This is a genomic window from Nitrosopumilus piranensis (genome assembly GCF_000875775.1).
Taxonomy (GTDB): Archaea; Thermoproteota; Nitrososphaeria; order Nitrososphaerales; family Nitrosopumilaceae; genus Nitrosopumilus; species Nitrosopumilus piranensis.
This window is the reverse complement of record NZ_CP010868.1, coordinates 1,397,002-1,421,639: the sequence shown is the minus strand read 5'-3', so window position 1 is coordinate 1,421,639 and position 24,638 is coordinate 1,397,002. Positions and strand designations below refer to the sequence as shown.

34 protein-coding genes, 1 tRNA gene and 1 pseudogene are annotated in these 24,638 nt (G+C 34.2%); 23 read left to right on the top strand and 13 right to left on the bottom strand.

What is annotated here, in order from left to right:
- Positions 1-34: 34 nt before the first annotated feature.
- Positions 35-1,117 (top strand): sodium-dependent bicarbonate transport family permease, encoded by a 1,083-nt coding sequence (locus NPIRD3C_RS08615; protein WP_148703749.1) that lies wholly within the window; start codon positions 35-37, stop codon positions 1,115-1,117.
- The gene (locus tag NPIRD3C_RS08610; RefSeq protein ID WP_148703748.1) at positions 1,114-1,416 is read left to right on the top strand and encodes a P-II family nitrogen regulator; all 303 of its coding nucleotides are present in this window, start codon (positions 1,114-1,116) and stop codon (positions 1,414-1,416) included. The genes NPIRD3C_RS08615 and NPIRD3C_RS08610 overlap by 4 nt, the downstream gene beginning before the upstream one ends.
- Here the strand turns inward: NPIRD3C_RS08610 and NPIRD3C_RS08605 are convergent.
- Positions 1,413-1,712, bottom strand: a complete 300-nt coding sequence (locus NPIRD3C_RS08605; protein WP_148703747.1) for an ArsR/SmtB family transcription factor — start codon at positions 1,710-1,712, stop codon at positions 1,413-1,415. The two genes, NPIRD3C_RS08610 and NPIRD3C_RS08605, sit on opposite strands and share 4 nt — an antisense overlap.
- A gap of 40 nt (positions 1,713-1,752) precedes the next feature.
- Between NPIRD3C_RS08605 and NPIRD3C_RS08600 the strand changes: the two genes are divergently transcribed.
- From NPIRD3C_RS08600 to NPIRD3C_RS08535, 14 genes are all read left to right on the top strand, one after another.
- Positions 1,753-2,151, top strand: coding sequence for an arsenate-mycothiol transferase ArsC (locus tag NPIRD3C_RS08600; protein WP_148703746.1), 399 nt, complete (start codon positions 1,753-1,755; stop codon positions 2,149-2,151).
- 3 nt (positions 2,152-2,154) lie between these two features.
- Complete coding sequence (locus NPIRD3C_RS08595) at positions 2,155-2,835, top strand: MIP/aquaporin family protein (RefSeq protein WP_148703745.1); 681 nt, start codon at positions 2,155-2,157, stop codon at positions 2,833-2,835.
- A gap of 81 nt (positions 2,836-2,916) precedes the next feature.
- Positions 2,917-3,333 (top strand): hypothetical protein, encoded by a 417-nt coding sequence (locus NPIRD3C_RS08590; RefSeq protein WP_148703744.1) that lies wholly within the window; start codon positions 2,917-2,919, stop codon positions 3,331-3,333.
- A 756-nt stretch (positions 3,334-4,089) separates the two neighbouring features.
- Positions 4,090-5,367, top strand: coding sequence for a glutamate-1-semialdehyde 2,1-aminomutase (hemL, locus tag NPIRD3C_RS08585; RefSeq protein WP_148704183.1), 1,278 nt, complete (start codon positions 4,090-4,092; stop codon positions 5,365-5,367).
- Complete coding sequence (gene hemC / locus NPIRD3C_RS08580; RefSeq protein WP_148703743.1) at positions 5,364-6,299, top strand: hydroxymethylbilane synthase; 936 nt, start codon at positions 5,364-5,366, stop codon at positions 6,297-6,299. Before hemL ends, hemC begins: the two co-directional genes overlap by 4 nt.
- Positions 6,296-7,036, top strand: a complete 741-nt coding sequence (gene cobA / locus NPIRD3C_RS08575) for a uroporphyrinogen-III C-methyltransferase (protein ID WP_148703742.1) — start codon at positions 6,296-6,298, stop codon at positions 7,034-7,036. Before hemC ends, cobA begins: the two co-directional genes overlap by 4 nt.
- A complete protein-coding gene (locus NPIRD3C_RS08570; RefSeq protein WP_148703741.1) occupies positions 7,036-7,839 on the top strand; it encodes a uroporphyrinogen-III synthase in 804 nt (267 codons plus the stop codon). Before cobA ends, NPIRD3C_RS08570 begins: the two co-directional genes overlap by 1 nt.
- 41 nt (positions 7,840-7,880) lie before the next feature.
- The gene (locus tag NPIRD3C_RS08565; RefSeq protein ID WP_148703740.1) at positions 7,881-8,069 is read left to right on the top strand and encodes a hypothetical protein; all 189 of its coding nucleotides are present in this window, start codon (positions 7,881-7,883) and stop codon (positions 8,067-8,069) included.
- Between the two features lie 65 nt (positions 8,070-8,134).
- Positions 8,135-9,535, top strand: coding sequence for a Fe-S cluster assembly protein SufB (sufB, locus tag NPIRD3C_RS08560; RefSeq protein ID WP_148703739.1), 1,401 nt, complete (start codon positions 8,135-8,137; stop codon positions 9,533-9,535).
- A 25-nt stretch (positions 9,536-9,560) separates the two neighbouring features.
- A complete protein-coding gene (sufD, locus tag NPIRD3C_RS08555) occupies positions 9,561-10,958 on the top strand; it encodes a Fe-S cluster assembly protein SufD (RefSeq protein WP_148703738.1) in 1,398 nt (465 codons plus the stop codon).
- A gap of 5 nt (positions 10,959-10,963) precedes the next feature.
- A complete protein-coding gene (locus NPIRD3C_RS08550; RefSeq protein WP_148704182.1) occupies positions 10,964-11,272 on the top strand; it encodes a Rieske 2Fe-2S domain-containing protein in 309 nt (102 codons plus the stop codon).
- A 3-nt stretch (positions 11,273-11,275) separates the two neighbouring features.
- Positions 11,276-12,520 (top strand): cysteine desulfurase, encoded by a 1,245-nt coding sequence (locus tag NPIRD3C_RS08545; RefSeq protein WP_148703737.1) that lies wholly within the window; start codon positions 11,276-11,278, stop codon positions 12,518-12,520.
- Positions 12,517-12,960: an iron-sulfur cluster assembly scaffold protein gene (locus NPIRD3C_RS08540; RefSeq protein WP_148703736.1), complete on the top strand. Its 444-nt coding sequence runs from the start codon at positions 12,517-12,519 to the stop codon at positions 12,958-12,960. The genes NPIRD3C_RS08545 and NPIRD3C_RS08540 overlap by 4 nt, the downstream gene beginning before the upstream one ends.
- A gap of 1 nt (position 12,961) precedes the next feature.
- Entirely contained in the window at positions 12,962-13,306 is a 345-nt protein-coding gene (locus NPIRD3C_RS08535; protein ID WP_148703735.1) for a hypothetical protein, read from the top strand.
- Here NPIRD3C_RS08535 and NPIRD3C_RS08530 read toward each other — a convergent pair.
- Positions 13,299-14,525 (bottom strand): phosphoglycerate kinase, encoded by a 1,227-nt coding sequence (locus NPIRD3C_RS08530; RefSeq protein WP_148703734.1) that lies wholly within the window; start codon positions 14,523-14,525, stop codon positions 13,299-13,301. The genes NPIRD3C_RS08535 and NPIRD3C_RS08530 overlap by 8 nt on opposite strands.
- A gap of 117 nt (positions 14,526-14,642) precedes the next feature.
- Between NPIRD3C_RS08530 and NPIRD3C_RS08525 the strand changes: the two genes are divergently transcribed.
- Positions 14,643-15,311 carry a phosphatase PAP2 family protein gene (locus NPIRD3C_RS08525; protein WP_148703733.1) on the top strand — a complete coding sequence of 223 codons (669 nt, stop codon included), beginning with the start codon at positions 14,643-14,645 and terminating at the stop codon, positions 15,309-15,311.
- Here the strand turns inward: NPIRD3C_RS08525 and NPIRD3C_RS08520 are convergent.
- Positions 15,300-15,611 (bottom strand): hypothetical protein, encoded by a 312-nt coding sequence (locus NPIRD3C_RS08520; protein WP_148703732.1) that lies wholly within the window; start codon positions 15,609-15,611, stop codon positions 15,300-15,302. The genes NPIRD3C_RS08525 and NPIRD3C_RS08520 overlap by 12 nt on opposite strands.
- 137 nt (positions 15,612-15,748) lie before the next feature.
- Here NPIRD3C_RS08520 and NPIRD3C_RS11050 point away from each other — a divergent pair, with 137 nt between their 5' ends.
- Positions 15,749-16,660 (top strand): ATPase V, encoded by a 912-nt coding sequence (locus tag NPIRD3C_RS11050; protein WP_269464957.1) that lies wholly within the window; start codon positions 15,749-15,751, stop codon positions 16,658-16,660.
- Between the two features lie 49 nt (positions 16,661-16,709).
- Positions 16,710-17,315: a hypothetical protein gene (locus NPIRD3C_RS08510; protein ID WP_148703730.1), complete on the top strand. Its 606-nt coding sequence runs from the start codon at positions 16,710-16,712 to the stop codon at positions 17,313-17,315.
- On the opposite strand, the gene NPIRD3C_RS08505 is transcribed toward NPIRD3C_RS08510, so the two are convergent.
- Positions 17,309-17,623, bottom strand: a complete 315-nt coding sequence (locus NPIRD3C_RS08505; protein ID WP_048069404.1) for a single stranded DNA-binding domain-containing protein — start codon at positions 17,621-17,623, stop codon at positions 17,309-17,311. The genes NPIRD3C_RS08510 and NPIRD3C_RS08505 overlap by 7 nt on opposite strands.
- Positions 17,624-17,744: 121 nt before the next feature.
- On the opposite strand from NPIRD3C_RS08505, the gene NPIRD3C_RS08500 reads away from it, so the two are divergent.
- Positions 17,745-17,845, top strand: a tRNA-Leu gene (locus tag NPIRD3C_RS08500).
- 33 nt (positions 17,846-17,878) lie between these two features.
- Here NPIRD3C_RS08500 and NPIRD3C_RS11025 read toward each other — a convergent pair.
- Positions 17,879-18,001 (bottom strand): hypothetical protein, encoded by a 123-nt coding sequence (locus NPIRD3C_RS11025; protein ID WP_255464659.1) that lies wholly within the window; start codon positions 17,999-18,001, stop codon positions 17,879-17,881.
- 184 nt (positions 18,002-18,185) lie between these two features.
- Here NPIRD3C_RS11025 and NPIRD3C_RS08495 point away from each other — a divergent pair, with 184 nt between their 5' ends.
- Together NPIRD3C_RS08495 and NPIRD3C_RS08490 are read left to right on the top strand one after the other, a co-directional pair.
- Positions 18,186-18,806 (top strand): hypothetical protein, encoded by a 621-nt coding sequence (locus tag NPIRD3C_RS08495; RefSeq protein WP_148703729.1) that lies wholly within the window; start codon positions 18,186-18,188, stop codon positions 18,804-18,806.
- A complete protein-coding gene (locus tag NPIRD3C_RS08490; RefSeq protein ID WP_148703728.1) occupies positions 18,807-19,427 on the top strand; it encodes an HD domain-containing protein in 621 nt (206 codons plus the stop codon). It abuts the gene before it with no gap.
- Positions 19,428-19,455: 28 nt separating this feature from the next.
- On the opposite strand, the gene NPIRD3C_RS08485 is transcribed toward NPIRD3C_RS08490, so the two are convergent.
- From NPIRD3C_RS08485 to NPIRD3C_RS10925, 7 genes and pseudogenes are all read right to left on the bottom strand, one after another.
- Positions 19,456-19,893 carry a universal stress protein gene (locus tag NPIRD3C_RS08485; RefSeq protein WP_148703727.1) on the bottom strand — a complete coding sequence of 146 codons (438 nt, stop codon included), beginning with the start codon at positions 19,891-19,893 and terminating at the stop codon, positions 19,456-19,458.
- Between the two features lie 52 nt (positions 19,894-19,945).
- Positions 19,946-20,257, bottom strand: coding sequence for a hypothetical protein (locus NPIRD3C_RS08480; protein WP_148703726.1), 312 nt, complete (start codon positions 20,255-20,257; stop codon positions 19,946-19,948).
- Positions 20,254-21,234, bottom strand: coding sequence for a porphobilinogen synthase (gene hemB / locus NPIRD3C_RS08475; RefSeq protein WP_148703725.1), 981 nt, complete (start codon positions 21,232-21,234; stop codon positions 20,254-20,256). Before hemB ends, NPIRD3C_RS08480 begins: the two co-directional genes overlap by 4 nt.
- A gap of 31 nt (positions 21,235-21,265) precedes the next feature.
- Positions 21,266-22,531, bottom strand: a complete 1,266-nt coding sequence (hemA, locus tag NPIRD3C_RS08470; protein WP_148703724.1) for a glutamyl-tRNA reductase — start codon at positions 22,529-22,531, stop codon at positions 21,266-21,268.
- A complete protein-coding gene (locus NPIRD3C_RS10895) occupies positions 22,528-22,776 on the bottom strand; it encodes a hypothetical protein (protein ID WP_237087763.1) in 249 nt (82 codons plus the stop codon). Before NPIRD3C_RS10895 ends, hemA begins: the two co-directional genes overlap by 4 nt.
- A 120-nt stretch (positions 22,777-22,896) precedes the next feature.
- A pseudogene (locus tag NPIRD3C_RS10930) lies at positions 22,897-22,980 on the bottom strand (bifunctional precorrin-2 dehydrogenase/sirohydrochlorin ferrochelatase); the annotation flags it as partial.
- 29 nt (positions 22,981-23,009) lie between these two features.
- The gene (locus NPIRD3C_RS10925; protein WP_250634635.1) at positions 23,010-23,180 is read right to left on the bottom strand and encodes an NAD(P)-dependent oxidoreductase; all 171 of its coding nucleotides are present in this window, start codon (positions 23,178-23,180) and stop codon (positions 23,010-23,012) included.
- Positions 23,181-23,283: 103 nt separating this feature from the next.
- Between NPIRD3C_RS10925 and ahbA the strand changes: the two genes are divergently transcribed.
- Positions 23,284-24,300, top strand: coding sequence for a siroheme decarboxylase subunit alpha (gene ahbA / locus NPIRD3C_RS08460; protein WP_148703723.1), 1,017 nt, complete (start codon positions 23,284-23,286; stop codon positions 24,298-24,300).
- On the opposite strand, the gene NPIRD3C_RS08455 is transcribed toward ahbA, so the two are convergent.
- Positions 24,297-24,635 carry a hypothetical protein gene (locus tag NPIRD3C_RS08455; RefSeq protein ID WP_148703722.1) on the bottom strand — a complete coding sequence of 113 codons (339 nt, stop codon included), beginning with the start codon at positions 24,633-24,635 and terminating at the stop codon, positions 24,297-24,299. The two genes, ahbA and NPIRD3C_RS08455, sit on opposite strands and share 4 nt — an antisense overlap.
- Positions 24,636-24,638 lie beyond the last annotated feature (3 nt).

Here is a 24,638-nt window from a genome sequence, read left to right as displayed (position 1 = left end):
TTTTATTCAACCAAAAATTGGCTGAAATATTCAAATGGAAATTCTAGAATTAATTCAAGCTAATCTTCTTACTCCAATAATTCTTTTCTTCTTATTTGGGATTATTGCTGCTAGAATAAAATCTGACTTGAAAATTCCTGAAGCAATTTCAGAATTCCTACCAATCTATCTCTTGGCAGCAATCGGTCTTCATGGTGGAATAGAGATGCGTAACACTGGATTTGAAAACATGTTGATTCCAATGTTTGTTGCAATTGGACTTTCATTATTATTTACATTAAATCACTATCAAATTCTCAGACGATTAGGAAAATTCAACATCTTTGATTCTTATGCACTCGCATCAACTTATGGTGCAGTTGGCGCAGTCCATTTTTCAGTTGGCTTGTCATTTTTGAAAAATCAAGGCGTTTCATCTGAAGGATATATTGCAGCAATCCTTGCAGTGCTAGAACCACTTGCCTTCATTTTAGCAATATTTATGACAAATATGGCAGTATCAAAACAGATCAAAGCAAAGAAGCAGTCTTTTTCAGATGATGATACTGAAATTGATGTTGGATTAAACCAAACAAAGACAAAACTCTCAAAAGTGCTACATGAATCCATAACTGGAAAAGCAATTGTAATTCTTCTAGGAAGTATAGTGATTGGTTATATCATAGGTAAAGATGGATTTGAGTCCATCAAGATTGTATTTGATGATATGTTTACTGGTGCAATAGTAATTTTCATGATTGAGATGGGAATCATTGCCGGTCAAAGGCTCGATGACATCAAAAAAGTAGGCATTTTCCTTACTGGTTTTGCTATACTCATTCCTTTATTCAATGGAATCATTGGTGTTCTAGTTTCAACTGCTCTGGGATTAAGTATAGGTGGTGCAGTAATGTTTGGATTGTTAATGGCTAGTGCCTCATTTATTGCAGCTCCTGCAGTTTTACGCCATGCAATTCCTCAGGCAAAACCAAGTTTGTATATCACATCTGCTCTGGGAATTACATTTCCATTTAACATTATTGTCACATTGCCGATTCTGTTTACAATATCAACACTTGTGCATACTGGAGAAGGAACGATAGACTTATTCAATTACATAACTGAGGTATTCTCATGAAACTGTTCAACGTTAAACTGCTTACAATTACTTGTGAGATTTTAGCACAAGAAAATATTATTGGGATACTCAAAAAACATGAAATCACTGGATATACAACTTATGAAGTTGATGGAAATGGTGCACGTGGTTTACGTGGACAGGGATTCAAAAATGAAAAAAATGTCAAAGTTGAAGTAATTATGAGAGAAGAAAAACTACCTGATGTTGTAGAAGAAATATCTCGAACCCTCTTTGCAAACTTTGCTATAGTGCTTTATGTTAGTGATGTTGGCGTGTTACGCCCAGAAAAATTTTAACAACAAGAATCATCTGAACATAAAACTGGAATCTTTTTGCTTGCGTTAGTAACATTTGAGATAAGTTCTGCAAGTTGATTACTTGAAATTGCATACATTGCCTTTTTTCCTTCATCTCTTGATTTTACAATTCCACACTTTTTGAGTGTCTTGAGATGATGTGACACTAATGGCTGATCTTTTTTTAATTTCTCTACAAAATCGTTTACGCACAGTTCTTTGTTTTTTTGTAATAATTCTAAAATCTCAAATCTGGTATCATCACATATGCATTTTAGTAGACTCACTCCATTCATATCAATCTAAATTTATATAAACTAATATTTATGTTAATGTATGGAAAATATCTTGTTTGTGTGTGTAGAAAATGCTGGTAGGAGCCAAATGGCTGAGGCATTTTTTCGAAAATATGCTCCTGCAAAATTTAACGTGATTAGTGCTGGCGTAACTCCATCTTCTCAACTAAATCCTATAGTTGTTCAAGTGATGAAAGAAGTTGGAATTGACATGACACAACAATCTCCAAAATCATTATCTAATGAAATGATTGAAACTTCTTCAAAAACAATCAATATGGGATGTATGGATAAAGAGTCATGTCCTGCATTGTTTGTAAAAGATGTACTTGATTGGAATATTTCAGATCCTAAAGAAAAATCAATTGATGATGTTAGAAAAATTCGTGATCAAATATTAAAAGAAGTTTTGCAGTTAATTGAATCTCTTGAGAAATAAACAATGGCTTACTCCAATTTACAAATTTTTACTGTTGAATTAATTGGAACTTTTATTCTTGTAGTATTTGCTACAGGTTCTATTGTTTATGATGCTGAATTCTTTAATGGGCAGTTGGGGATTCCGTTTGCTGCAGTAGCTCCATTTATTGCACTACTGATAGGCGTATATTCTTTTGGAAAGATTTCTCTTGCGCATTTTAACCCTGCAGTGACTATTGGATATTATATTACAGGACACATATCAAAAATTCAAGTTGTATATTATTTTGCAGCAGAAATTATTGGTGCGCTGCTAGGTTCACTTTTTGTTTTGCAGTTTATCGGAAACAAATCAAATCTTGGTGCCAATGCACCAAACTATGATTTTTCATTATTTCTAATTTTTCCAGTCGAAGTATTAGCTTCTGCAATGCTTATGGGCGTAATCTTCTATGTGGTGTATACAAAAGGATTGAGAGGATTTAGTGGCGTTGCAATTGGAGGTATTGTTGGATTGGATATTTTGTTTTTGGCCTTTATCTCAGGTGCATCGATGAATCCTGCAAGAGCACTTGCACCTGCTTTGTTGTCTGGTGCTGTGGGTGATTTGTGGCTATATTGGACTGCTCCTTTTGTTGGAACCATAATTGTGGCATTTTTGTTCAAGAAAAAATTTGAAAAACAACGAAGAGAAGAATTATAGAAAAACCATATCTTTCATAGTTTTCTTAGTTTTATCTAATCTAAAGACTCCTTATTTTAGTTCCAGTTGAGCCTATGATTTATGATGATATCATCTAATCTTGAGCGGAATCAAGCAATTTTACACCTGTGCCAAGACATTCTGGCCTCTGATGAGAGAATATTTTTTGTATCTTCTTTAAGCAAGAACGGTAAATCAACAGAGCTCCAATTTCGCAATGATAGAATCATCACAAAGATGTCAAAACAAGAGGTAGAGATGTTTTTCATGCAAAGAAGCTTACAAACTTCCCTTAGCAAAGAATTTGATGACCTTATTGGACCTCTAAACTATATTTGTGTTCAGAGGGAAACTCTTTTGGAATTTATCTTCCCTTATGCCGAAGGTCAAATTCTTGTTTTATGTGATTTAGATGTAGTTCCAAATTATGTTGCAAAAAAAATTTCATTTTTACTTCGAGATTTTGACTGGAGATTAAAGGAAACTCTTTTTGCATAATGCCTGATGAAAGTTGCCGTAAATGTGGAAATAAATTACAAAATCATTTAAAATGTTCTTCATGTAATATTGTTATCCAAGAAATTTGTTTTGAATGTGAGCAAAAAACATTACTTCGATTTCATGGATGTAACACTGAAATTTCTATAACTTCATAATTTTATGTATTTTGGTATTCTTTTTATATATCTTACATAAATCCTTTAGAAATTATTTTTAGATCTACTAAATAATCCCTTAACATGCAAAAAATCAAATGCACAAAATGTAGAAATAATGAAACTGAAATCTTGAGACGAGGAAAATTTGCTGAGGATGTATTATTCTGTCCTTCTTGCGATGATATTTGTAATAAACTTCAATAATTCAGTTTCTATATAGATTACACAATTTTAGTTTTTTACATAAAATAATTACAATTATGTTTTAACAAATTTCTTATTACTATTATCAATGACTGCTGCCCGCTTCCTTGAGCATGACACTTATTCATTTTCGAAAATCTTATTGTCGAAAGAAGTTGCAGACATTATAAAACAAGTTGTACGAGAGTCAACCCAGGCGATTCATCCAAGTTGCAATGATAGGGAGAACCAAAAGGGAACAAATCATGTCTGAAAATAGAGATAATCAATGTAGCCCTAATTGTTGGTGTAAAAAAGAAAGATCTGATGAATATCTTTATGCATAGTTTTATGCCTAAAAATTCTCAAAATTTAGGCTTTTACGAATAATAATAACCTAATTCAGACTATGATGTTGACAAATTCTAAACTCTTCTCAGATGCAAAAAAGGTGACTCCTTCAGGTGTCAATAGTCCTGTTAGATACTTTGAACCATATCCATTTTTCACAAAAAAGGCAGATGGCGCATACATCTGGGATGAAGATAATAGAAAACTAATTGATTTTTGCAATGGTTATGGTGCATTACTTTTAGGACATAGAAGAAAAGAGATCATCAACTCTGTCTCAAAACAACTAGCCAAAGGTACACTTTACTGTACTCCCACAGAATCTGAAACTGAACTTGCTAAACTGATCATTGGTAATTTCCCATCCATTAACAAAGTTCGATTAATGAATACTGGTGGTGAGGCCACAATGACTGCAATTAGACTTGCACGTGGATTCACAAAAAAGAAAAAGATTATCAAGTTTGAAGGATGCTATCATGGAGCTCATGACTCTGTTTTAGTAAAAGCTGGCTCAGGTTCTGCACATAACGGCATCTCAGTTTCTGATGGTGGATTAGATGAAGTCTCAAAGAATACTTTGGTAGTTCAATACAACAGCATTGAAGATTTGCAAAAAACAATTCAAAAAAATAAGGACATTGCTGGAGTAATTGTTGAACCAATTCTAGCTAACATGGGATTAATTTTACCTGAGAAAAATTTTCTATCTGACTTGAGAAAAATAACAAAAGAAAACAACATCCCGTTAATCTTTGATGAAGTTGTTACTGGATTCAGAGTTGCTCCTGGTGGTGCACAAGAACACTTTGGAATAAAACCAGACCTTACTACTATGGCAAAGGCTCTGAGCAATGGATTTACAATTTCTGCAGTAGGTGGCAAAAAAGAGATAATGGATTTGCTTTCTCCTGGAGGTAAAGTCTATCAGGCAAGCACATTTGCTGGAAATCCTATCTCTGTTAGCGCTGCAATTGCCTCAATTAAGACTATAAACAAACTCAAAAGCAAGCTATACTCTAAACTAGAGCGATTCAATCTCTTGTTTTCCACTGCTTTAGATGATATGGCAACTGACATGGGAATCCCCCATCAAATCAATTTTGCAGCATCAATGTTCCAGATTTTCTTTACAAACAAACCCGTAACCAATTATGAGACATCAAAAAAAGCAAATGCAAAGAAATTCCAAAAACTATTCAAAACTTTACTCAAACAAGGAATCTTCATTGCCCCATCTCAGTTTGAAGTTGTTTTCTTGTCTGATGCCCACACTGAAAATGATCTAAACAAAACACTTGATGCATATCATTTGGCACTAAAGTCGGTGAAAAATTGAAGTATGTGGTAGGGGCCAGAGGCAGCCAGTTATCTATCGCTCAAACAAATTGGGTCATTGATGAATTAAAAAAAGCAAATCCTGATGCAGAATATGAAATTAAAACAATTACAACAAAAGGCGATACTGATAACAGACCCTTATTTACAATAGACCAGAAAGGAATTTTTGAAAAAGAGATTGATAAGGCAGTCGCACTAAAGGAAATTGATTTTGCAGTCCATAGTCTAAAAGATGTTCCATCAGAGTTAGATGAGAATCTAATTTTAGCTTGTATCCCAAAAAGAGAAGCAGTAAATGATGTGTTTATCTCACCTGATGGATCTTCACTTGATTCAATAAAACCTGGTGCTGTGATTGGAACAAGTTCACTCAGGAGGGCAGTCCAAGTATCTAGAAAAAGACCTGATGTTACAGTTAAACCAATTCGCGGAAACATTGAAACTCGAATAAAAAAAATATCTGGAGACAACTATGATGCAATTGTTCTTGCAAAAGCAGGAATAACTAGATTAGGACTTGATGTAAAACACACCGAACTATCTACTGATGACTTTTCTCCTTCACCTGGTCAGGGAGCAATAGCTATTGTTGCAAGAGCTGATGATTCACAAACAATTGAGATGCTCAAAAGAATTGAGGACGCTGACTCTCGTTTGGAGATTGAGGCAGAACGTACATTATCTGACTTTGTTGATTCTGGATGTAGATTTCCAGTTGGTGCATATGCAAAGTCTAATGACTCTGATATTACACTAACAGTAACTGCATTTTCTGTTGATGGAAAGCAATCTCTTCACGTAAGCAAGACTGGTGATAAAAACAATCCAAAATCTCTTGGCAAAAGTGCTGGAGAAGAACTTCGCAAGAAAGGGGTAAATGATCTTGCATTAAATTGGAGAGAAAAAGTGGAGGAATGGAATAAGACATGACAGGAAAGGTGTATCTTGTTGGAGCCGGACCCGGGGATAGTAAATTAATTACACTTCGAGCAGTTGAATTGCTCAAAAAGGCAGATGTAGTTTTGTATGATAGACTAGTTAGCAAAAAAATTATTTCCATGATCCCTAAAAAAACTGATAAAGTCTATGTAGGACGGGCAGTAGGTGATGACACTACTCATCAAAATACCACAAATGATCTGATGGTAAAATATGCAAAATCAAAAAAGAACGTTGTCAGACTAAAGGGAGGCGATCCAATAATCTTTGGACGCGGTGGAGAAGAAGCAGAATTTCTCAAAGAAAACAAGGTAAGATATGAAATTGTACCTGGTATAACTTCAGGAATTGGCTCTGCCACTTATGCCGGAATTCCACTGACTCATCGTAAACATGCCTCGTCCGTTGTCTTTGTAACTGGTCATGAGGATCCTGAAAAGAAACAAGAGATTGTAAAATGGAAGAGACTTGCAAAGTCTGTTGACACAATAGTAATTATGATGGGGTTATCTCGAATTGATATTATCTGTAAACAACTGGTTGCAGGTGGAATGGATAAAAAAACTCCAGTTGCTGTAATTCAAAATGGAACTACTCCTAAACAAAAAATGATTAAAGGAACAGTCACAAACATTGCAAAAAAAGTTAAAGAAAATAAAATAACTCCTCCATCTAATATCATAATTGGTAAAGTTGTTGACCTGTCAGATACAATTGGGTGGAAATAATGCTTGATGGAAAGACTATAGCAATTACTCGCTCCAAAGATGATGCTGCTGAGTTTATTTCTCTATCTGAGCAAAATAATGCAACACCTATTGCATTACCAACAATTGAACTTGTCAGCAAAGGAGAAAAAATTGTAGATGAATTTTTAGAATCAGTAAAAACTTACAACCCTGACTATTCTGTTTTTATGAGTTCAAAGGCTGTAAAACTATTGTTTGATACTGCAAAACAATCTGGAAAACTCGAAACACTGCAATTAGCAGTAGCAAACACAATTGTGCTCTCTGTTGGCCCAAAAACCACTATTGCCCTTGAAGAACAAGGAATCAAAGTTAATCATCAGCCTGCAGAAACATTCTCCTCTGTTGGTATCGGAGAATTATTCACACAACTTACTGCTGTTGGCAAAAAAGTCATAGTTCCTAGGAGCGGTGCATCTACACCATTTCTAAAAGAACTCTTAAACAAAATAGGCATAGATGTTTTTGAAATTCACTTGTATGATGTTTGTGCATTCAGAGATACCACTCAATGGAATGGATTCAGAGAGCTATTCTCTCAAAACAAGATTGATGGGATTGTATTTACCAGTGCATCATCAGTTAGAGGATTCTTTGAAATTATGGAAAAAGATTATGATCAAAATACCTTGTTGGATAATCTTGCCAAACTATCCGTAGTTTCTATTGGACCGTTTACTTCCGACGAATTAAAAAAATTCAAAGTCAAAAATACAGTCGCTGAAGTCCATACTGTTGCAGGCGCATTTGATGCAATGAAAAACACTTTAACTATTGCATAAATTATGATCAAATTCTAATACTTTGAAATGTTTTTGAAATTATGGAATACGAAATAAAAAAGAAGATCCATATCACGTGTCCTCATTGTGAAAAACCAATAGAGACTGAAATTGAGATTGAGCTTGAAGTAGAAGAGAAGAAAAAGAAAGACAAGAAAAAGCACAAGAAAGAAATGAAAACAGATTCAAAAAAGAAGAAATCAAAAAAGTTCTATGATGAAGAACTTTAGCTCTGCCTATTTAGCTCTGCCTATTTTTCCTCATGTATTTATAATATAACGGGGTTATTTTACTCATGGCAACTGAAAACCTCGATATGGATTATTCAAAATATGATTTTAAGGACTCTACAGAATTGTATGTCCACCTTAGCAAGAAAGGCCTGACTAAGGAAACAGTAATTGGCATCAGTAAAATGAAAGATGAGCCACAATGGATGCTTGATTTTAGATTGCGTTCTTATGAAATTTTCATGAAAAAACCAATGCCAACCTGGGGTGGAGATCTTAGTGTCATTGATTTTCAAAATATCTACTATTATGCAAAAGCATCTGAAAAGACAGAAAAGAGCTGGGATGATGTTCCAGCAGACGTCAAAAATACTTTTGACAAATTAGGAATTCCAGAAGCTGAAAAGAAATTCTTGGCAGGTGTTGGTGCACAATACGAATCAGAAGTTGTATATCACAGCTTAAGAGAAGATTTAGCAAAACAAGGTGTTCTGTTTTTGGATACTGATTCAGCATTAAAGGAACATCCAGAAATTTTCAAAAAATACTTTGGAAAGATTATTCCTCCTGAGGATAACAAGTTTGCAGCACTAAACAGTGCAGTTTGGAGTGGTGGTTCATTCATCTATGTTCCACCTGGTGTCAAAGTTGACATGCCACTACAAGCTTACTTTAGAATTAATGCAGAAAACATTGGTCAGTTTGAAAGAACATTGATCATTGTAGATGAAGGTGCAGATGTTCACTATATCGAAGGATGTACTGCTCCTGTTTACTCTTCAGAATCATTGCATTCTGCAGTTGTTGAGCTGGTTGCACACAAAGATGCACATCTAAGATATACAACAATCCAAAACTGGAGTAACGATGTTTACAATCTCGTAACAAAACGAGCTTATGCATATGAAGGTGCTACAGTTGAATGGATTGATGGAAACATTGGAAGTAAACTCACAATGAAGTATCCAGGTGTTTATCTTATGGGCGAACGTGCATATGGTGAAACATTATCTATTGCATTTGCAGGTAAGGACCAACACCAAGATACTGGTGCAAAAATGGTTCATTTGGCACCAAACACTACCTCTAAAATTACATCCAAATCCGTAAGCAGATTGAATGGACGTTCCACTTACAGAGGACTACTCAATGTAGCAAAGGGCGCAACTGGTGTAAAATCCACTGTGAGATGTGATGCATTACTCTTAGATGATACATCAAAGACTGATACATATCCTTACATGGAAATTAATCAGGAAGATGCCACTATTACCCACGAAGCAACAGTTGGAAAAATTGGTGATGAGCAAATCTTCTATCTTATGAGTAGAGGCTTTTCAGAAGAAGAGGCATTGTCCTTAATTGTTAATGGTTTCATGGAACCATTTACAAAAGAACTTCCAATGGAATATGCAGTAGAACTAAACAGACTCATCAAACTAGAGATGGACGACTCTGTGGGATAAACTCCCAATTTCATTTTGATTAACCATGTCACAAACTCTCTCTAAATTAGATACAAGTCACATCGATGAAATCTCTTCATTTCTAAATGAGCCAGATTGGCTAAAAAATTACAGAAAGGATTCGCTATCTGTTTATGCTAGTCTTCCACTTGAGTTATCTCCTCTTTACAACAAGTACACTGATGCAAAAAAGATGGATCCTGAAAAGGTTTCATTGTCTGCATCAACTGCACAAACAGCCCCATCATTTCTTCAAAAAAGATTAGGAGAGCTTGAAAATGAAATCTGTATTATTCAAATTGGAGCAAATATTACAAAAATCAACTTACCTGATGATCTTAAATCAAAGGGGTTGGTAATCTCATCTATCTCGGATGCAATTGCCAACAACCCTGAACTTGTCAAAAAAGCACTTGAGGCATCAAAATCTCAAGATGACAAATTTACTGCATTAAACAATGCTGCATTCAACTCAGGAGTGTTTATCCACATTCCACGCAATTTAGTTTTAGAGAGACCAATTCATTTCTTATCTTGCTTGTCTAATGATGGACACTCTGTCATATCTAGAAACATCATCTTTGCTGATGAAAGCAGCAAGGCAACAGTTGTACAGGAACTATATTCTCCAAAATCTGATTCTCAACAAGCATATCTTGAGTTACTTAACACCAATGTTGCAGCAAATGCACAACTAGATGTTACAACATTACAAATGATTGATCAGCATGCAGTTAATTTCTCTACAAGAAGAACTGATCTTGCACAAGATGCAAAAATAAACTGGTATTCTGGTCTCTTTGGCTCTATGCTATCGAGATACAAAATTGATTATTTCTTAAACGGGACAGGTGCATCATCAAATGACTCTGAAGTAGTCTTTGGTAATAATGAGCAATCATTTGACATTCAAACAAATGTAAACCATGAGAGTCCTGCAACTGAAGGACGTGTAGTTGAAAAATCAATTCTCAGAAACAAATCAAAATCTTTATTCAAAGGCATGATTAGGATTAAAGAAAATGCCACAAAATCAAACTCTTTTCTATCTGGACGTTCAATTTTACTAGACAAAGATGCAAAGTCAGATGCAATTCCTGGACTAGAGATTTTCACAAATGACGTAAAGGCAACACACTCTGCATCCGTTGCTCAAATTGATGAAGAACAAATTTTCTACCTAAAAACAAGATGCCTAAGCCATGAAGAGGCTGAAAGAACTATTGTTGAAGGATTTCTAGAACCACTTTCTAGAAAGATGTCTTACCAAGTCAGAGCATGGATTGCTTATCTTATTGAATCTAAATGGGACAATCGTGAACTTACTATTAACACCGATGAGGAATTAACCAAATTCGTTGAGATAGAAGAAACACGCTATAATGAAGATGCAGAAATAGAACAACATTACAAGTATAGGTGATTTTTCTGTCTGAATGGATAAAAGCTTGTAATCTAGATCAAGTAAAAGAAGGACAACTTTTCGGTTTTACACATGATGATAAAAAAATTCTTTTGGCAAATCTTAAAGGAAAAATTTATGCAACAGACCTAATCTGTACACATGCTGATGCAGACCTGTCAACAGGTATTCTAAGTGATGAAGGAGTTAGGTGTCCATTACATCTCTCTGTTTTCAATTTAGAGAATGGTGAACCTCAAAATCTTCCTGCTGAAACCCCCCTTAAGGTATACAATGTTAAAATAGATGACAGCAAAATTTACTTGGAGGTTTAAAATATGCAAACTGCAGAATCATCTTTTGAAAATCTAAGAAAAGACTTTCCAATACTTAAAAGAACTGTTAGAGATAACAAACATCTAGTTTATCTTGATAATGCATCTACTACACAAAAACCAAACCAAGTAATTGATGCTATTACAAACTATTATCAAAATCATAATGCAAATATCCACAGAGCAGTTTATGCTCTAGCCGAAGAAGCAACACAGGCATATGAGGAAACTAGAGATAAAATTGCAAAATTTGTCAACATCAAGGACAGACAAGAAATAATCTTTGTTAGGGGAACAACTGAAGCAATCAATCTAGTTGCATATGCATGGGGTAGGCCTCACATCAAAGAAGGAGACATTATTGTTACTACTGAATACGAACATCACAGCAACATTGTTCCTTGGCAAATTCTTACACAAGAAAAACATGCAAAATTAGAATACATTGGAATGGATGATAACGGCGAATTAATTTTAGATGATCTTGACAAACTTATTGCTACAGGAAAAGTAAAACTTGTAACATTTAGTCTGATGTCCAATGTCCTTGGTACGATTACTGATGCTCAAAAAATCATTGAAAAATGCAAGGCTGCAGGAATTCCCACCTTAGTTGATGGGGCTCAAGCAGTTCCACACATGAAAGTTGACCTGGAAAAATTGGGATGTGACTTTTTTGCATTTTCAGGGCATAAGATGCTTGGTCCAACAGGAATTGGTGTCTTGTGGGTTAGAAAACCTGTACTTGAAACTATGAGTCCTTTCCATGGTGGTGGAGATATGATTCGTGAAGTTCACAAATATGAAACTACATGGAATGATTTGCCTTACAAATTTGAAGCAGGAACTCCAAACATTGCTGATGTTGTAGGACTAGGTGCTGCAATTGATTATCTGACAAAGATAGGAATGGATAACATACGAGAACATGAAGTTGAACTAACAAAATATGCTATTGAAAAACTATCTCAAGTAAAAGGACTTCACATCTACGGTACTAAAGATATCTCAAAGCGAGGTGGCGTTATCTCATTTAATTTTGCAGACGTGCATCCACATGATGTTGCACAAATCATTGATGAGGAAGGAATTGCAGTACGTTCTGGACACCATTGTGCTCAAGTCTTGATGGAAAGACTAAATGTTGCAGCAACTTCGAGAGCTAGTTTTTACATTTACAACACTAAAGAAGACATTGATGTTCTTGTTAATTCATTAAATATAGTAGCAAAGGTGTTTAAGTTATGAGTAGCAATGCAGATATCTATCATGAAATGATTGTGGATTATTCAAGAAATCCTATAAACTATGGAACAATTGAAGATCATGATGTAACATTTCATGACTCAAATCCATTATGTGGTGACAGTATTGATATTGATATGAAAATTGATGAAAACAAGGTAACTGACATTAAATTTCATGGAAAGGGATGTGCAATTTGTATGGCATGCTCTTCTGTCCTAACTGAAATAACTAAAGGCAAAAGCCTTGAGGATGTAAGAAAGATTGAAAAAAATGACGTTCTTAGTGAATTAGGTCTTGAACACCTACAGGCTGTTCGAATAAAATGTGCCTTGCTATCTCTTAAGGTACTCAAATCCGCACTTTATACCTACATTGGAAAACATCTTGAAAATACAGAAGATGTGGATAAACTAAAAGAAGAGGCAGCAAATCTGTACTAGAATGAGTTTTACTCCTACTGTACCAATCGAACTTCAAATCCGAAAAATAATTTTTGAAAAATTTAACGACGTTGATACTGTCTTTACCAATGACTCTATTTTTGAAATTCTAAAAGAAAATGGTGATATTGAATCCTCTTGGATAGTTGATGATATTGAATCATTTATCAATGGTATTTGTGATTCTGGTCTTGCAAGAAATGTAGCTCAAAATTTTACAACCATACATCTAAAATTATTTGAACCCGTAGAAAAAACTCACTGCAATTCTTGCAATCAAGATATCTATCTTAGTCCATCTGAAGATAAAATTTGCCCAAACCCTTCTTGTAAATCATCTATTTAGATTGCTGTTTTATTCTAGCATCTTCAAGTGCTTTTATCATTGGTAATTTTTCTCCTGTAAGATAAAGTACAAGTGCTCCACCTGCAGTACTGATATGATTAATTTTATCTGCTAATCCTTGTTGTTTTAGTGCCGTTGTTAAATGACCTCCACTAACAATAGTTGTTGCCATAGAATTTGCAACAGCAGAAAGTAGTGCCTTTGTACCATAACTAAAGTTCTCTTTTTCAAAAAATCCCGCTGGTCCACTAATAAATACAGTTCCTGCACCTGCAATTAATTTTGAATAATACTCCACAGTTTTTGGGCCCAGATCAAAAATCTTATCGCCTTTACCCATCTCTCTTACATCCATCTCTACTCTTTCACCATCTTTGTCAATTGCAATATCTACCGGAGTTGCAAATACATCTGGGTATTCTCCTATCAATGTGTGAGCTTTTGCCACAACTTCTTCTTCTCTTTTAATTCCTAATGATGACTTGACTCTAGCTTGGGCACGCATAAACACATTTCCTATCAATCCTGTAAGTAAGACGTGGTCTGCTCTGCCATTTTGAATAAGTAATTTTATTGCCTCAAGTCTGTCTGGTACCTTGGAACCTCCAAGAACAATTACGTGAGGTGCCTTGGCTACTGTCATTATTTCATCTAGATTTCTAACCTCTCTTTCAACAATTCTTCCTGCACATGCTGGTAAAACTTGTGGAAATCCAACAATTGATGGATGTGATCTATGGGCGCTAGGAAATGAATCTAATACACATAGATCAAACAATTTGGCCAAGCGAGTTACCATGATTGTTTTTGCTGCATTCTCTGGTGTAAACTCGTAATTCTCCTCAGCACATAATCTGAGGTTATCTAAAAGTAAAATGTCTCCATTCTCTAAATTCTTGATTGCATTTTGTGCAGCTTCGCCAATAACGTCTTCAACATATTTTATTTTACGATTCATTAATTTTTCAAGAACTTTGGCATGCTTGTCCATTCCTGTATAATCATTATTTCCAACTCTTCCTTGATGTGATGCAACAACCACTTTAGCTTCTTCTAGTGATTGTAGTGTTTCAATTGCTTCTTCAATTCTTTTTGTACCTGAAATCTTCATTGTTTCTGGATCGATGGGACAATTCATGTCCACTCTTAAAAAAACAGTTTTACCTTTTAAATCAAAATCATCTAATGTGAGTACCTTCACGCCTTTTCTATTATCCACTTGGTTAAATTCTTTGAGCCGATCAGAATTATTTTGACAAATCTATTTTCAAAATAATGATTTCCAAAACTTATCTATTGACAAAAATTAAAAGATGCATACATGGAGTTTGATTAATTGCAAAGCTGGCTTTTTGATATTAGGTCTCGTTCATTTGTATTGCTGACAATTTTATTTTTGATTCTGACAGGATTGGTGTATTCAGGAATCACTGAAAGTTTTGATCAAAGTATTATTTCGTTTTTCTCTCAAAATGTTGGAAACCCTACACTTGACATCATAATGCAATATGTGACTGAAAGTGGTGATGTCTTTAACATGTTAATTTTTGGAATTTTGATGTTACTTATTCCTAAAACACGAAGAATAGGAATTACTCTTATGATTCTAATTGTATTGACTACTCTTCTAACTGGATACATAAAATGTGGAGTTGACCGTGATAGACCTGACTTTGATTATGAAGGTGTGGAATTTCCCGTAGAAATTAGCCGTGATACGTTTGCCCTGTTTTGTGAGGGTGGATTTGATGCATCATATCCATCTGGGCATGCTGCTCGAGCCATGATATTTGGAATTATTCTGGGATATGCGTTATCTGAAAGATTCCCACGTGGAGCCTATCTGATGTTCTTGTATCCTGCAATGATTTCATTGAGTAGAATCTATGTTTTACAACACTATCCTATGGATGTGATAGGTGGAACTGTTATTGGAATAATGCTTGCAGGTGTGATGGCAAATAGAACAAAACTCTACAAAATTTTTGAAAAATCAAAAACCTAATTTTGTTAGTGCAGAATTGCTAATCAAGACTATTGCATAGTGATCAGAATCATGATGATATGTCCAATATCTTACATCGCGAATTTCATTTTTTTGTCTCAATCCATGAGTTACACCTGTTGTGACAGTATATCCAATTCTTTTTGCAATCTTTGATTCTTTTGGCATCAAAACTCGAAACCCCTCATTTTTATCTTGAAATCCAATTTTTACCATGTCTTCAACAGCACTTGCTGCATCTTTTTCGTCTTTTAGATCATAAGTTTTAAAAATTGGCAAGTCTTTTGGATGAAAATCCATGATAATTATCAAATTCATTGACTAATATTTTTTAAAAAAGTGATATTTGCGATCAATATTAGTTAATTTTCTTAACTGGAAAGTCAAATCATGATTATATTAACAACTTAATCGACTCTTTTGATTTGTTTGAGTCATTGGCATCATTAGAAAAAACAGTTTTACAACTACGCAAAAAGCAGCAAGAATCTACTAAACTAAGAAAAAAAGCTGAAAAACAGCTCAAGGAGGTTCTATCTGCTCAAAGACGTTCATCTTCTGGTCTTAACTCTATTGATAGAAAAATAGAATCTGAGAAAGAAGATGTTTCAGATGTCTCTGGTGTTCTTAATCAAAAAAATTCTCAATTAGAAAGTATTGAAAGATTAGTTCAGGCAGCTGAAGAGAGATTATCTAGAGAAAAAGAGGCAATTGAGCAGACAAAGCAGGAAATTGAATTTTCTGAAAATCCTGAAGAAAAACAAAATGCTGAGGCAAGACTACGCTCACTTGAAGACCATGTTGAGGAGTTAAACTCTGAAATTAAAAGTAGGCAAAAAACTGCCAAAAAAATTGCTAATGATGTTGCCAAATTTGATACAATAAAATCAAAGATTTCAACTAAAATTCAAAAGCAATCTCAATCAAAGCCCTCCCTACGTGAGACAATGGTATCTAGTAAAAAAGCAGCAGAAAAATTTGTTAAAGAATTAGAAAGACGAAAAAAGTCTGAGGATTCTGCCAAAAAAGCATTAGAAAAAGCTGCATCAAAACTAAAAGAACTTTTGTCTAAGCGAAAAAAATCTCCTAAAAAGAAACCAGCAAGAAAGACTGCATCTAAAAAGAAACCAGCAAGAAAGACTGCATCTAAAAAGAAACCAGCAAGAAAGACTGCATCTAAAAAGAAACCAGCAAGAAAGACTGCATCTAAAAAGAAACCAGCAAGAAAGACTGCATCTAAAAAGAAACCAGCAAGAAAGACTGCATCTAAAAAGAAACCAGCAAGAAAGACTGCATCTAAAAAGAAACCAGCAAGAAAGACTGCATCTAAAAAGAAAAGAAAACGTTAGAATAAATTTTCTATACCCTTAAAGTAGGTTTTACATCAATATTTTTACAATGAAAAAACGTGGGCCCATCATTACTATTTCTGGAATTGTATTGATTGTAGTTTCACTTTCGATTGCAGTATCTACTGTTCCATCTAATGTCACTGGACCTGATGATTTTTCTGTATCCTCATTGTTTGAAGGCATGTTTGATGAAATTTCAAATGAGATTCAAATCATGCCTGATGACTCGGCACACTTTTCTTACACGACATATTCTTCAGATGTACCTCTTTTGTGGGGAATTCAAATTCTTGATTATCAAGATGGTGATAAACTGTCAATAATTATTTCAAATATTTTTGGTGATAGTTATGGAACCTTTGTTCAAGACGAACCAATTCTTTTTGAAGTCTTACAAATATCTCAATCTGACACATTGAATCTTGAAATCCAAAACCTTGGTGAAAGAAGTGTTACTGTGGTTGCTATGTTTTCTGAAGATCCTGAAAATTCTGAATCTTTGACTAATCCAAACTCCCCTGTAATGAATATGGTTTTACCATTAATGATCTCTGGATTTTTACTTGTTTTAGGAATTATAGTATTGATAGTTGGAATTATTGTAATACTGGTGGATCTGAAAAATAATCTAGATAATAAAAGGAATTATTGAGGGTTTACTTCCATTTGACCAAACTTTCCTTTTGTTAAAGAGACTTCACCTTTGAATTCGTTGGTGTATCCATTTGTTATCACAACAACATCTCCAACATTTACTGCTTTGATATCATCTCCCCACAATGTCAATTTCATTTGGTCATCTTCAGTTTCACCATCAGCTATAACTGCATCACAGACGTCAACTGTACCTCCACTTTTTAGATTTACAGTTCTTGGGTCTCCTTTGCTTTTCACTTCTGCTTTAGCATTTATTCCACTTCGCATTTTTTTTACTTGTGAAATTGGTATGTATTCTGCCATGTATTTTTGAGTCCATTGTGCACGATTATAAGCTTTGTTAAAACTTCTTTAAAACAACAGATCATTTTTCAAATTTTTCCCAATAGTAATCGAAAAATACTGCTCTTTGTCCATTCTCATTGCAGAGATATCGAAGCCCGGTCAACCGAGAGGGACTCAAGATCTTCCAAATAGGAAATCCCTTCTTTTAGGAGTTCGTGGGTTCAAATCCCACTCTCTGCACTAAATTTTATACAAAATTACAAATTTTTGAAATTAAGCAACAAGTGTCTTAACTTTGGTTACAGAATGCTCTGAAATTACCTTGTGCATGTCTGCCAAATTTTCGTCCTTGAAGGATAGATTGCATCTAAAACACTTCCAAACCATCTCAGACATGCATGATATAGGCGCAATTTGCTTATAAAGATATTGCATGATTGATCCAATTTTTTACAATACATGATCATTGTTTTGAAAAAATTGTAATTTTTTTAATTTTTTGGATCAGAATCAAATTATTTTGTGACTAAAACCCGATCCAAGGGTTTAGAAACAAAAAAGCTGACATAATCTTTGAAAGATGGCAGATATTTTTGAAATTTTTGGCGAATTATCCTATTTTGGAATTTTTTTAGTACTGATTCTAGTAAACGCATCTCCAATTTTGATGCCACCAAGCTGGATTGTTCTAACATCATTTTATCTTCTTGATCCAAACTTGAACGTAGTCTTTCTTGCTACAGTTGGTGCTACTGGTGCCACACTTGGTAGATTTTTTCTCAAAAAAATCAGTGGATTATTTAGGAAATTTGTTGGAGAAGAACAAAAATCCAATCTTGACATAATTGGAGATTATCTAAATCATAAAAAATATGGCTACTTGCTTGCATCATTTCTTTTTGGTGCCACTCCTCTTCCAAGTAATATGCTGTTTATCACCTATGGTCTAATGCGTGCAAAAAGCATTGGAATCTATGTTGGATTTTGGTTTGGTAGAACAATCTCTTACATCATTATGATATATTTTGGAAATGCTGTTTTACAACCTTTTTTGGAAATATTCGAAGATCGTCTTACTGGAATACTACTAATTGACGGTGTTGGAATTGGGGTGATTGTTCTCTTTGCATCTATTAACTGGACTGTTTTAATTACTCAGAAAAAATTAAAATTTGTCAAACCCAAAATCTGGAGGTTCTAAATGAAAGTTCTTGAATTACTAAAAAAGGATGTAAAAAAAATTATGGATAATGATCCTGCTCATGATTTCCAACATGTTATGAGGGTATACAAAAATGCACAAAAAATCTGTAAATATGAAAAAGCAAATGAAAAACTGGTTTTGAGTGCAACATTGTTACATGACATTGTTTCTTATCCAAAATCTGACAAGCGCTCAAAAATGTCTTCTATTCAAAGTGCTAAAAAGTCACAACAAATTCTAAAGAAATATAATTTTTCTAAAGATGAAATCACAATAATTTCAGACGCCATACGTGATCATAGCTTTTCTCAAAAGAAAATTCCCAAAACAATTGAAGGCAAAATACTTCAGGATTCAGATAGATTGGATGCCTTGGGCGCAATAGGAATTGCTAGAGTCTTTGCTACGGGTGGTTCTTTGAATAGACCATTTTACCATATTGATGATCCCTTTTGTAAAAAAAGAATTCCTGATGACAAAACATGGACTGTGGACCATTTCTTTCAAAAATTACTAAAACTTGAATCATTAATGAATACGAAATCTGGAAAAATAGAAGCAAAACGAAGAACCAAAATCCTAAGAGACTACCTTAAACAACTAAAACAAGAAGTTTAGCGTTCACGTACTTGTATAGATGAAATAATTACTCTGTTCCTTTGGTAATTAAAACAGAACATTTGGTATGTGCTAGAACCCCACTTGCAACACTTCCTAATACAATCTTTTTAAGACCTGTTTTACCCTGAGATCCCATTATAATCAAATCAATATTGTTGTTTGCAGCAAAAGCCACTATTCCATCTGATGATGAAGGATTGTGAATTATTTTCATTGATAAGGAAATGTTTTTTGCACTTGCCTGATCTTCTAATTTCTTTAGTATGGCCAAAGCTTCATTTTCCTCTTCCTCCTGAATTTCTTGCAACCTCTTTAGAGAAATTCCTGCAGAATCTGATACTTTAGATTGCAACACCGTTAAAACTATAATCTGTGAACTAAATTTTTCTGCTATCTCTAACGCTTTTTCAAATGCCTTTTGAGAGAATCCTGAACCATCAAATGGAACTAAAATATTTTTCATACACTTTGATGTTTGCCTTAACATTTATTTCATTTCTTTGTCAATGGCTGTTTTAGCCATAATCTACATATCTGTCGTATCTTTTTTCAATCTCTTTGTTTAATCCCGATTTTATTTTCTCATACTCATCATTCTTTCTAAAATCAATATACTTGCGGATGGCAGCAAATTCTTCGTCTGGTGGATATGATTCAAAGATTGGCTCTGCCATCTTTAGGTATTCTAAAGTTTTTTCACGAAATTCCTCTCTTGAGGGTTTTTTGATACCTCTCATTCTAAATTCAACTGCTGCCCAGCTTGCGCCTATTACGTGTGGGAGTAAATCAAATGCTCTTTGAATCTCGTAGCGTTCGTCGTTTCTCATGATTCTTGTAGAAATCTTGAAGCAGATTTTGCAAAATAAGTTACTATCATGTCTGCTCCTGCCCTCTTAATTGAATACAGTATCTCTTCAGTCATGTCTTTCTCATTTACATATCCTAATTGTGATGCTGCTTTTACCAATGCATATTCTCCTGAAACGCTATATGCTGATACTGGAACATTGAATCTTCTTCTAGTTTCCGCAATCAAATCCAAATATGATAGTGCAGGTTTTATCATGACAATGTCTACCCCTTCGTTGATATCAGTTTCCACTTCCATCATTGCTTCTCTAGCATTTGTATATGGAACTTGGTATGTTTTTCTGTCACCAAATTTTGGTGCACATTCTGCTGCATCTCTAAATGGAGAATAAAAGTTTGAACGATGTTTAGCTGAATGTGACATTATAGATACATCTGAGAATCCCTCATCATCAAGTGCATTTCTAATTACTGCAACTTGACCATCCATCATTGCCGAAGGTGAAACTGTATCTACACCTGCCTTTGCTTGACTAACGGCAACTTTTGAAAGTGTATCTAAACTAGTATCATTATCAATCTTGTTTCCTTGAACGATTCCACAATGTCCGGTGGATGTAAATTGGCATAGACATACATCTGCCATAATCACCATCTTATCTCCAAAGTTTTCTCTAATTTGAGAAATTGCTTTTTGGACAATTCCGTTATCATCAAATGCAGAAGTACCTGCTTCGTCTTTTTGAGTAGGAATTCCAAATAACATGATTGCAGGAATGCCTAAATCACTAATTGTTCCAACCTCATCATTAACATCATCTAATGGCAGTCTTTCAATCTCTGTCATTGATTCGACTTTGGTTCTAGTCTTTAGATCTTCTTGAACAAATACTGGACAAATGAAATCCTTTGGAGAAAGTGTAGTTTGTTGGACTAACTCTCTCATTTTGTCTGATGTTCTTAATCTGCGTAGACGTCTAGTTGGAAATGACATACTAGAAATTCTCTTTGGGTAAAATATAATCCTAGTCTGCCTCTTCTTGTTTTTTGTAGTCAAAGAGTTTACTTGCCAAATCCACAACATCAGGCTTGCCTTGTTCAGATGCCTTTCTGATATTGTTCATTGGAGTTGAAACAATACTTTCTACTACTGCTTTTGTTAATTCATCAATAATCTTGATCTTTTTCTCATCTTTTTCATCAAGCATTTGGAGTGCCTTTTGGAGCTCTTTTTCTCTAAGTGAATCTATGTTCTTGAAAACATCTTTTACAAGCGGTTCGGCATCTAGTCTTTTCATCGAGGCTTCTAATACCGATACTTCTTCGTTAATTATATTTTCAACGGTTTTTACCTTGTTTAATCTTGCATTCATGTTTTTTTCTACCATTTCTGCAATTTGATCCAAGTTCATCAGTTTCACTCCTCCAATAGTTGCAACTTTTTCATCTACTGTTCGTGGATTTGATAAATCCAAAATCATTATTCCTTTGTCTTTATCTTTCATTGCTTCTGTAATTCTTTCATATGTTACAAGAAAATATGGCGCAGTTGTTGCTACAAATATTACATCATAATTATCAAACCCTGAAAGAACATGTTCGAACTTAATTGGATTTCCACCCATTGTTTCACAAAATGTTTTTGATCTACTAAGAGTTCTGCTGGTTACATCAAATGAATATCCTCGCCTCTGTAATGACTTTGCAACTAATGTAGATACTTCGCCAGTTCCTATAAGCAAAGTTTTCTTTGTTTTTAATTCATCAATGTTTTCTTCTGCAAGTTTAACTGCCATTGAGCCAACTGAAATCCCGCCCTTGCCAATTCCGCTAGAATTTCTAATTCTAGTACCTATTCTAATTGCTTTGTCAAATAATGTGTTGAGATGTTGACCTGATGCTTTTGTTTCTCTAGCTGATGTAATGGAATTTTTAATTTGGCCCAGGATTTGTTCTTCTCCTAATACCATGGAATCTAGTCCTGATGTTAACTTTAATAGATGGTGTAGTGCTTTTTGATTTTCTTCAATCTCCATATTTTCATCAAAAACTTGTTCTTCTAGTCCTGCAAGTGATGCCCACGTCTTTTTTATTTTATCAAATTCCTGATTTTTTGATTTTCCAAACAATTCAATTCTATTACATGTTTGAATAATGACGCACTCATCTAATCCTGAATGCTTTTTGAATTGCTCATATGCAGTTTCAATGTCTTTTATTGTAAATTGTTCTAAAATATGGATTGGTGAATTACGAAAAGTCACACGTGCATTAATGATATTTTGATTCATTTCCAATTCCTCAATATTGTAATGGCTCGCTTCTCAGCTTTTTTCATCTGGCCGTCTTTTATTAATTGATCAATCTCCTTGTCATTCATGATACTTTGAAGGCATGCTCTTCTTTGTACTGGTGTTGTAATACTCCTTTTTGCCATCTCTCTTGCGATCTTTTGAATTTTAATTTGATCAATGTCTTCTTTTGTAATGACTTTTCTAAATACCTCTTCTGATTTTCTTTTGAGTTTTTTTGACATTGCAGGGCTTTGACCTCCTGTAAAAATTGCTATCTGGATTATTTTCTCAAAATCAACTATGGATGGATTTGAGAAGTCACTTTCTTCAGGGTTATCTGAACTGTAAGTTACTATTTTCTTCTTTTTTCCAGCATTAATGATTTTTTGATTAAGTTTTTTGTCATTGGTTGTAGTTATTATGATGTCTGGTTTGTATTCTGAAATGAATTTTGTATTTTCAATTTTTTGTTTTTTTAATTGAATTTTTTTGATTTTACGAATTTGCTAATTTGTGAATTTACTTTATCACTGATTACTGTAATATTGCATTTTTCTTTTATCAAGGAATTGATTCTTTTTTGTGCCTCACTTCCTCCCCCAATAACAATTACTGTTTTTCCCTGAATGTTTAGATTTACTATCATCGATCAAAAAGCCTTCGATTTCTATTTATGTATTAAAAATTTCAGCGTGTTTACCTAGCTACATTTTTAATTGAATGAAAGGGTCATTGTTTTGTTGACATCTATGGATGAATTGGACAAAGAACTTCTTAATGAAATTCAGTGGACATTCCCATTAGTTACAAGACCCTTTGATGAAATTGCAAAAAAATTTGATACTACTCCTGAGATTGTTAAAGAGCGTCTAAAGCAACTAAAAGAGATTGGTGTACTAAGACAGCTTAGTGCAATTTTTGATACGCGAAAACTTGGTTATACTAGCTCACTAGTTGCAATGGAAATTGAACATGACAAATTGGAATATGTTGCAAGTCAAATAAACAGACATCCCGGTGTTAGTCATAATTATGAGCGTGATCACCAATTCAATCTTTGGTTTACTTTGGCAGTTCCTCCTGGTTCTGATCTAAAAACTGAGCTTGAGAAATTCAATGTATTAAAAGGAATTAAAAAAGTTAGAATGCTTCCTACGTTACAATTATTCAAGATTGGTGTGAAACTTGACATGGTTGATGAAAAGAAACATGATGTTGCACCAACTGAGGAGAAAAAAGAAATTAAAAATGTAAAATTTGAACCTACTGAACAAGACAAAGATTTCATTCGTGAATTACAAAAAGATATGGACATAATTGATAAGCCATTTGTAAAGGCAGCTAACAATCTCGGAATTTCAGAAAATGAATTGTTTGAAAAGATGAAGTATTATGAAGAAATTGGAGTGATGCGACGTTTTGCTGCAATTCTAAGACATAGACAAGTCGGCTTTACTGCAAATGGAATGATTGTATGGAAAGTTCCTGAAGAAAAAATATCTGACGTTGGAGCCCAACTTGGTGCATTTCCTCAAGTAAGTCATTGTTATGAAAGGCCTACTTATCCTGATTGGCCTTACAATGTTTTTTCAATGATTCATTGTAAAACCCATGATGAGGCAAATGAAATGGCAAAAACAATTCAAAAACAAATCAATGTTGATGATTATAGAATTCTTTTTAGTTCTCGTGAATTCAAAAAAACACGTGTAGAATATTTTGTAGAGAACTCGTTTTCATTAGAAGAAGCAGTCACTGCATCTTAAATCTCATTTTCATCATGTCCAACGACATGTTTTGTGCAGAAATATTGATCATTCATGTTGCAATAAAATGCTGAATCCTCGCCACATTTTTTGCATGGAGGTTTCTCGTCTTCTTCTGATAGTTTTGTATGGTAAACCTTACTTCTACTTGTAATTGTGGAATCTTTGTAAATTCTCGTGAGATTAGTATAGTATTCTAATTCTCCTTGGTTTAGTGGCACATCATTTTTTATTTTTTTAATAATTGATTCCCATTTCTTATACTCTCCAATTTTGGCAAGCTTCATTCGTTCAATGACTTCTAGGGTTTTTTGAGAATCTATTGAAGAATTCATCTG

Excerpts from the sequence above, each read along its gene's own strand:
- NPIRD3C_RS08480 (WP_148703726.1), bottom strand. The coding sequence starts at position 20,257 with ATGAGAAACGACGAACGCTACGAGATTCAAAGAGCATTTGATTTACTC.
- NPIRD3C_RS08455 (WP_148703722.1), bottom strand. The coding sequence starts at position 24,635 with ATGAATTCTTCAATAGATTCTCAAAAAACCCTAGAAGTCATTGAACGA.
- NPIRD3C_RS08600 (WP_148703746.1), top strand. The coding sequence starts at position 1,753 with ATGGAAAATATCTTGTTTGTGTGTGTAGAAAATGCTGGTAGGAGCCAA.
- sufB (WP_148703739.1), top strand. The coding sequence starts at position 8,135 with ATGGCAACTGAAAACCTCGATATGGATTATTCAAAATATGATTTTAAG.
- NPIRD3C_RS08520 (WP_148703732.1), bottom strand. The coding sequence starts at position 15,611 with ATGGATTTTCATCCAAAAGACTTGCCAATTTTTAAAACTTATGATCTA.
- sufD (WP_148703738.1), top strand. The coding sequence starts at position 9,561 with ATGTCACAAACTCTCTCTAAATTAGATACAAGTCACATCGATGAAATC.
- NPIRD3C_RS08510 (WP_148703730.1), top strand. The coding sequence starts at position 16,710 with ATGAAAAAACGTGGGCCCATCATTACTATTTCTGGAATTGTATTGATT.
- NPIRD3C_RS08540 (WP_148703736.1), top strand. The coding sequence starts at position 12,517 with ATGAGTAGCAATGCAGATATCTATCATGAAATGATTGTGGATTATTCA.
- ahbA (WP_148703723.1), top strand. The coding sequence starts at position 23,284 with ATGGATGAATTGGACAAAGAACTTCTTAATGAAATTCAGTGGACATTC.
- NPIRD3C_RS08545 (WP_148703737.1), top strand. The coding sequence starts at position 11,276 with ATGCAAACTGCAGAATCATCTTTTGAAAATCTAAGAAAAGACTTTCCA.
- hemA (WP_148703724.1), bottom strand. The coding sequence starts at position 22,531 with ATGAATCAAAATATCATTAATGCACGTGTGACTTTTCGTAATTCACCA.
- hemL (WP_148704183.1), top strand. The coding sequence starts at position 4,090 with ATGTTGACAAATTCTAAACTCTTCTCAGATGCAAAAAAGGTGACTCCT.
- NPIRD3C_RS08495 (WP_148703729.1), top strand. The coding sequence starts at position 18,186 with ATGGCAGATATTTTTGAAATTTTTGGCGAATTATCCTATTTTGGAATT.
- NPIRD3C_RS10925 (WP_250634635.1), bottom strand. The coding sequence starts at position 23,180 with ATGATAGTAAATCTAAACATTCAGGGAAAAACAGTAATTGTTATTGGG.
- NPIRD3C_RS08485 (WP_148703727.1), bottom strand. The coding sequence starts at position 19,893 with ATGAAAAATATTTTAGTTCCATTTGATGGTTCAGGATTCTCTCAAAAG.
- NPIRD3C_RS08615 (WP_148703749.1), top strand. The coding sequence starts at position 35 with ATGGAAATTCTAGAATTAATTCAAGCTAATCTTCTTACTCCAATAATT.
- NPIRD3C_RS11025 (WP_255464659.1), bottom strand. The coding sequence starts at position 18,001 with ATGTCTGAGATGGTTTGGAAGTGTTTTAGATGCAATCTATCCTTCAAG.
- cobA (WP_148703742.1), top strand. The coding sequence starts at position 6,296 with ATGACAGGAAAGGTGTATCTTGTTGGAGCCGGACCCGGGGATAGTAAA.
- NPIRD3C_RS08610 (WP_148703748.1), top strand. The coding sequence starts at position 1,114 with ATGAAACTGTTCAACGTTAAACTGCTTACAATTACTTGTGAGATTTTA.
- NPIRD3C_RS08535 (WP_148703735.1), top strand. The coding sequence starts at position 12,962 with ATGAGTTTTACTCCTACTGTACCAATCGAACTTCAAATCCGAAAAATA.
- hemB (WP_148703725.1), bottom strand. The coding sequence starts at position 21,234 with ATGTCATTTCCAACTAGACGTCTACGCAGATTAAGAACATCAGACAAA.
- NPIRD3C_RS08570 (WP_148703741.1), top strand. The coding sequence starts at position 7,036 with ATGCTTGATGGAAAGACTATAGCAATTACTCGCTCCAAAGATGATGCT.
- NPIRD3C_RS08490 (WP_148703728.1), top strand. The coding sequence starts at position 18,807 with ATGAAAGTTCTTGAATTACTAAAAAAGGATGTAAAAAAAATTATGGAT.
- NPIRD3C_RS08605 (WP_148703747.1), bottom strand. The coding sequence starts at position 1,712 with ATGAATGGAGTGAGTCTACTAAAATGCATATGTGATGATACCAGATTT.
- NPIRD3C_RS10895 (WP_237087763.1), bottom strand. The coding sequence starts at position 22,776 with ATGTCAAAAAAACTCAAAAGAAAATCAGAAGAGGTATTTAGAAAAGTC.
- NPIRD3C_RS08590 (WP_148703744.1), top strand. The coding sequence starts at position 2,917 with ATGATGATATCATCTAATCTTGAGCGGAATCAAGCAATTTTACACCTG.
- NPIRD3C_RS08565 (WP_148703740.1), top strand. The coding sequence starts at position 7,881 with ATGGAATACGAAATAAAAAAGAAGATCCATATCACGTGTCCTCATTGT.
- NPIRD3C_RS08505 (WP_048069404.1), bottom strand. The coding sequence starts at position 17,623 with ATGGCAGAATACATACCAATTTCACAAGTAAAAAAAATGCGAAGTGGA.
- NPIRD3C_RS08595 (WP_148703745.1), top strand. The coding sequence starts at position 2,155 with ATGGCTTACTCCAATTTACAAATTTTTACTGTTGAATTAATTGGAACT.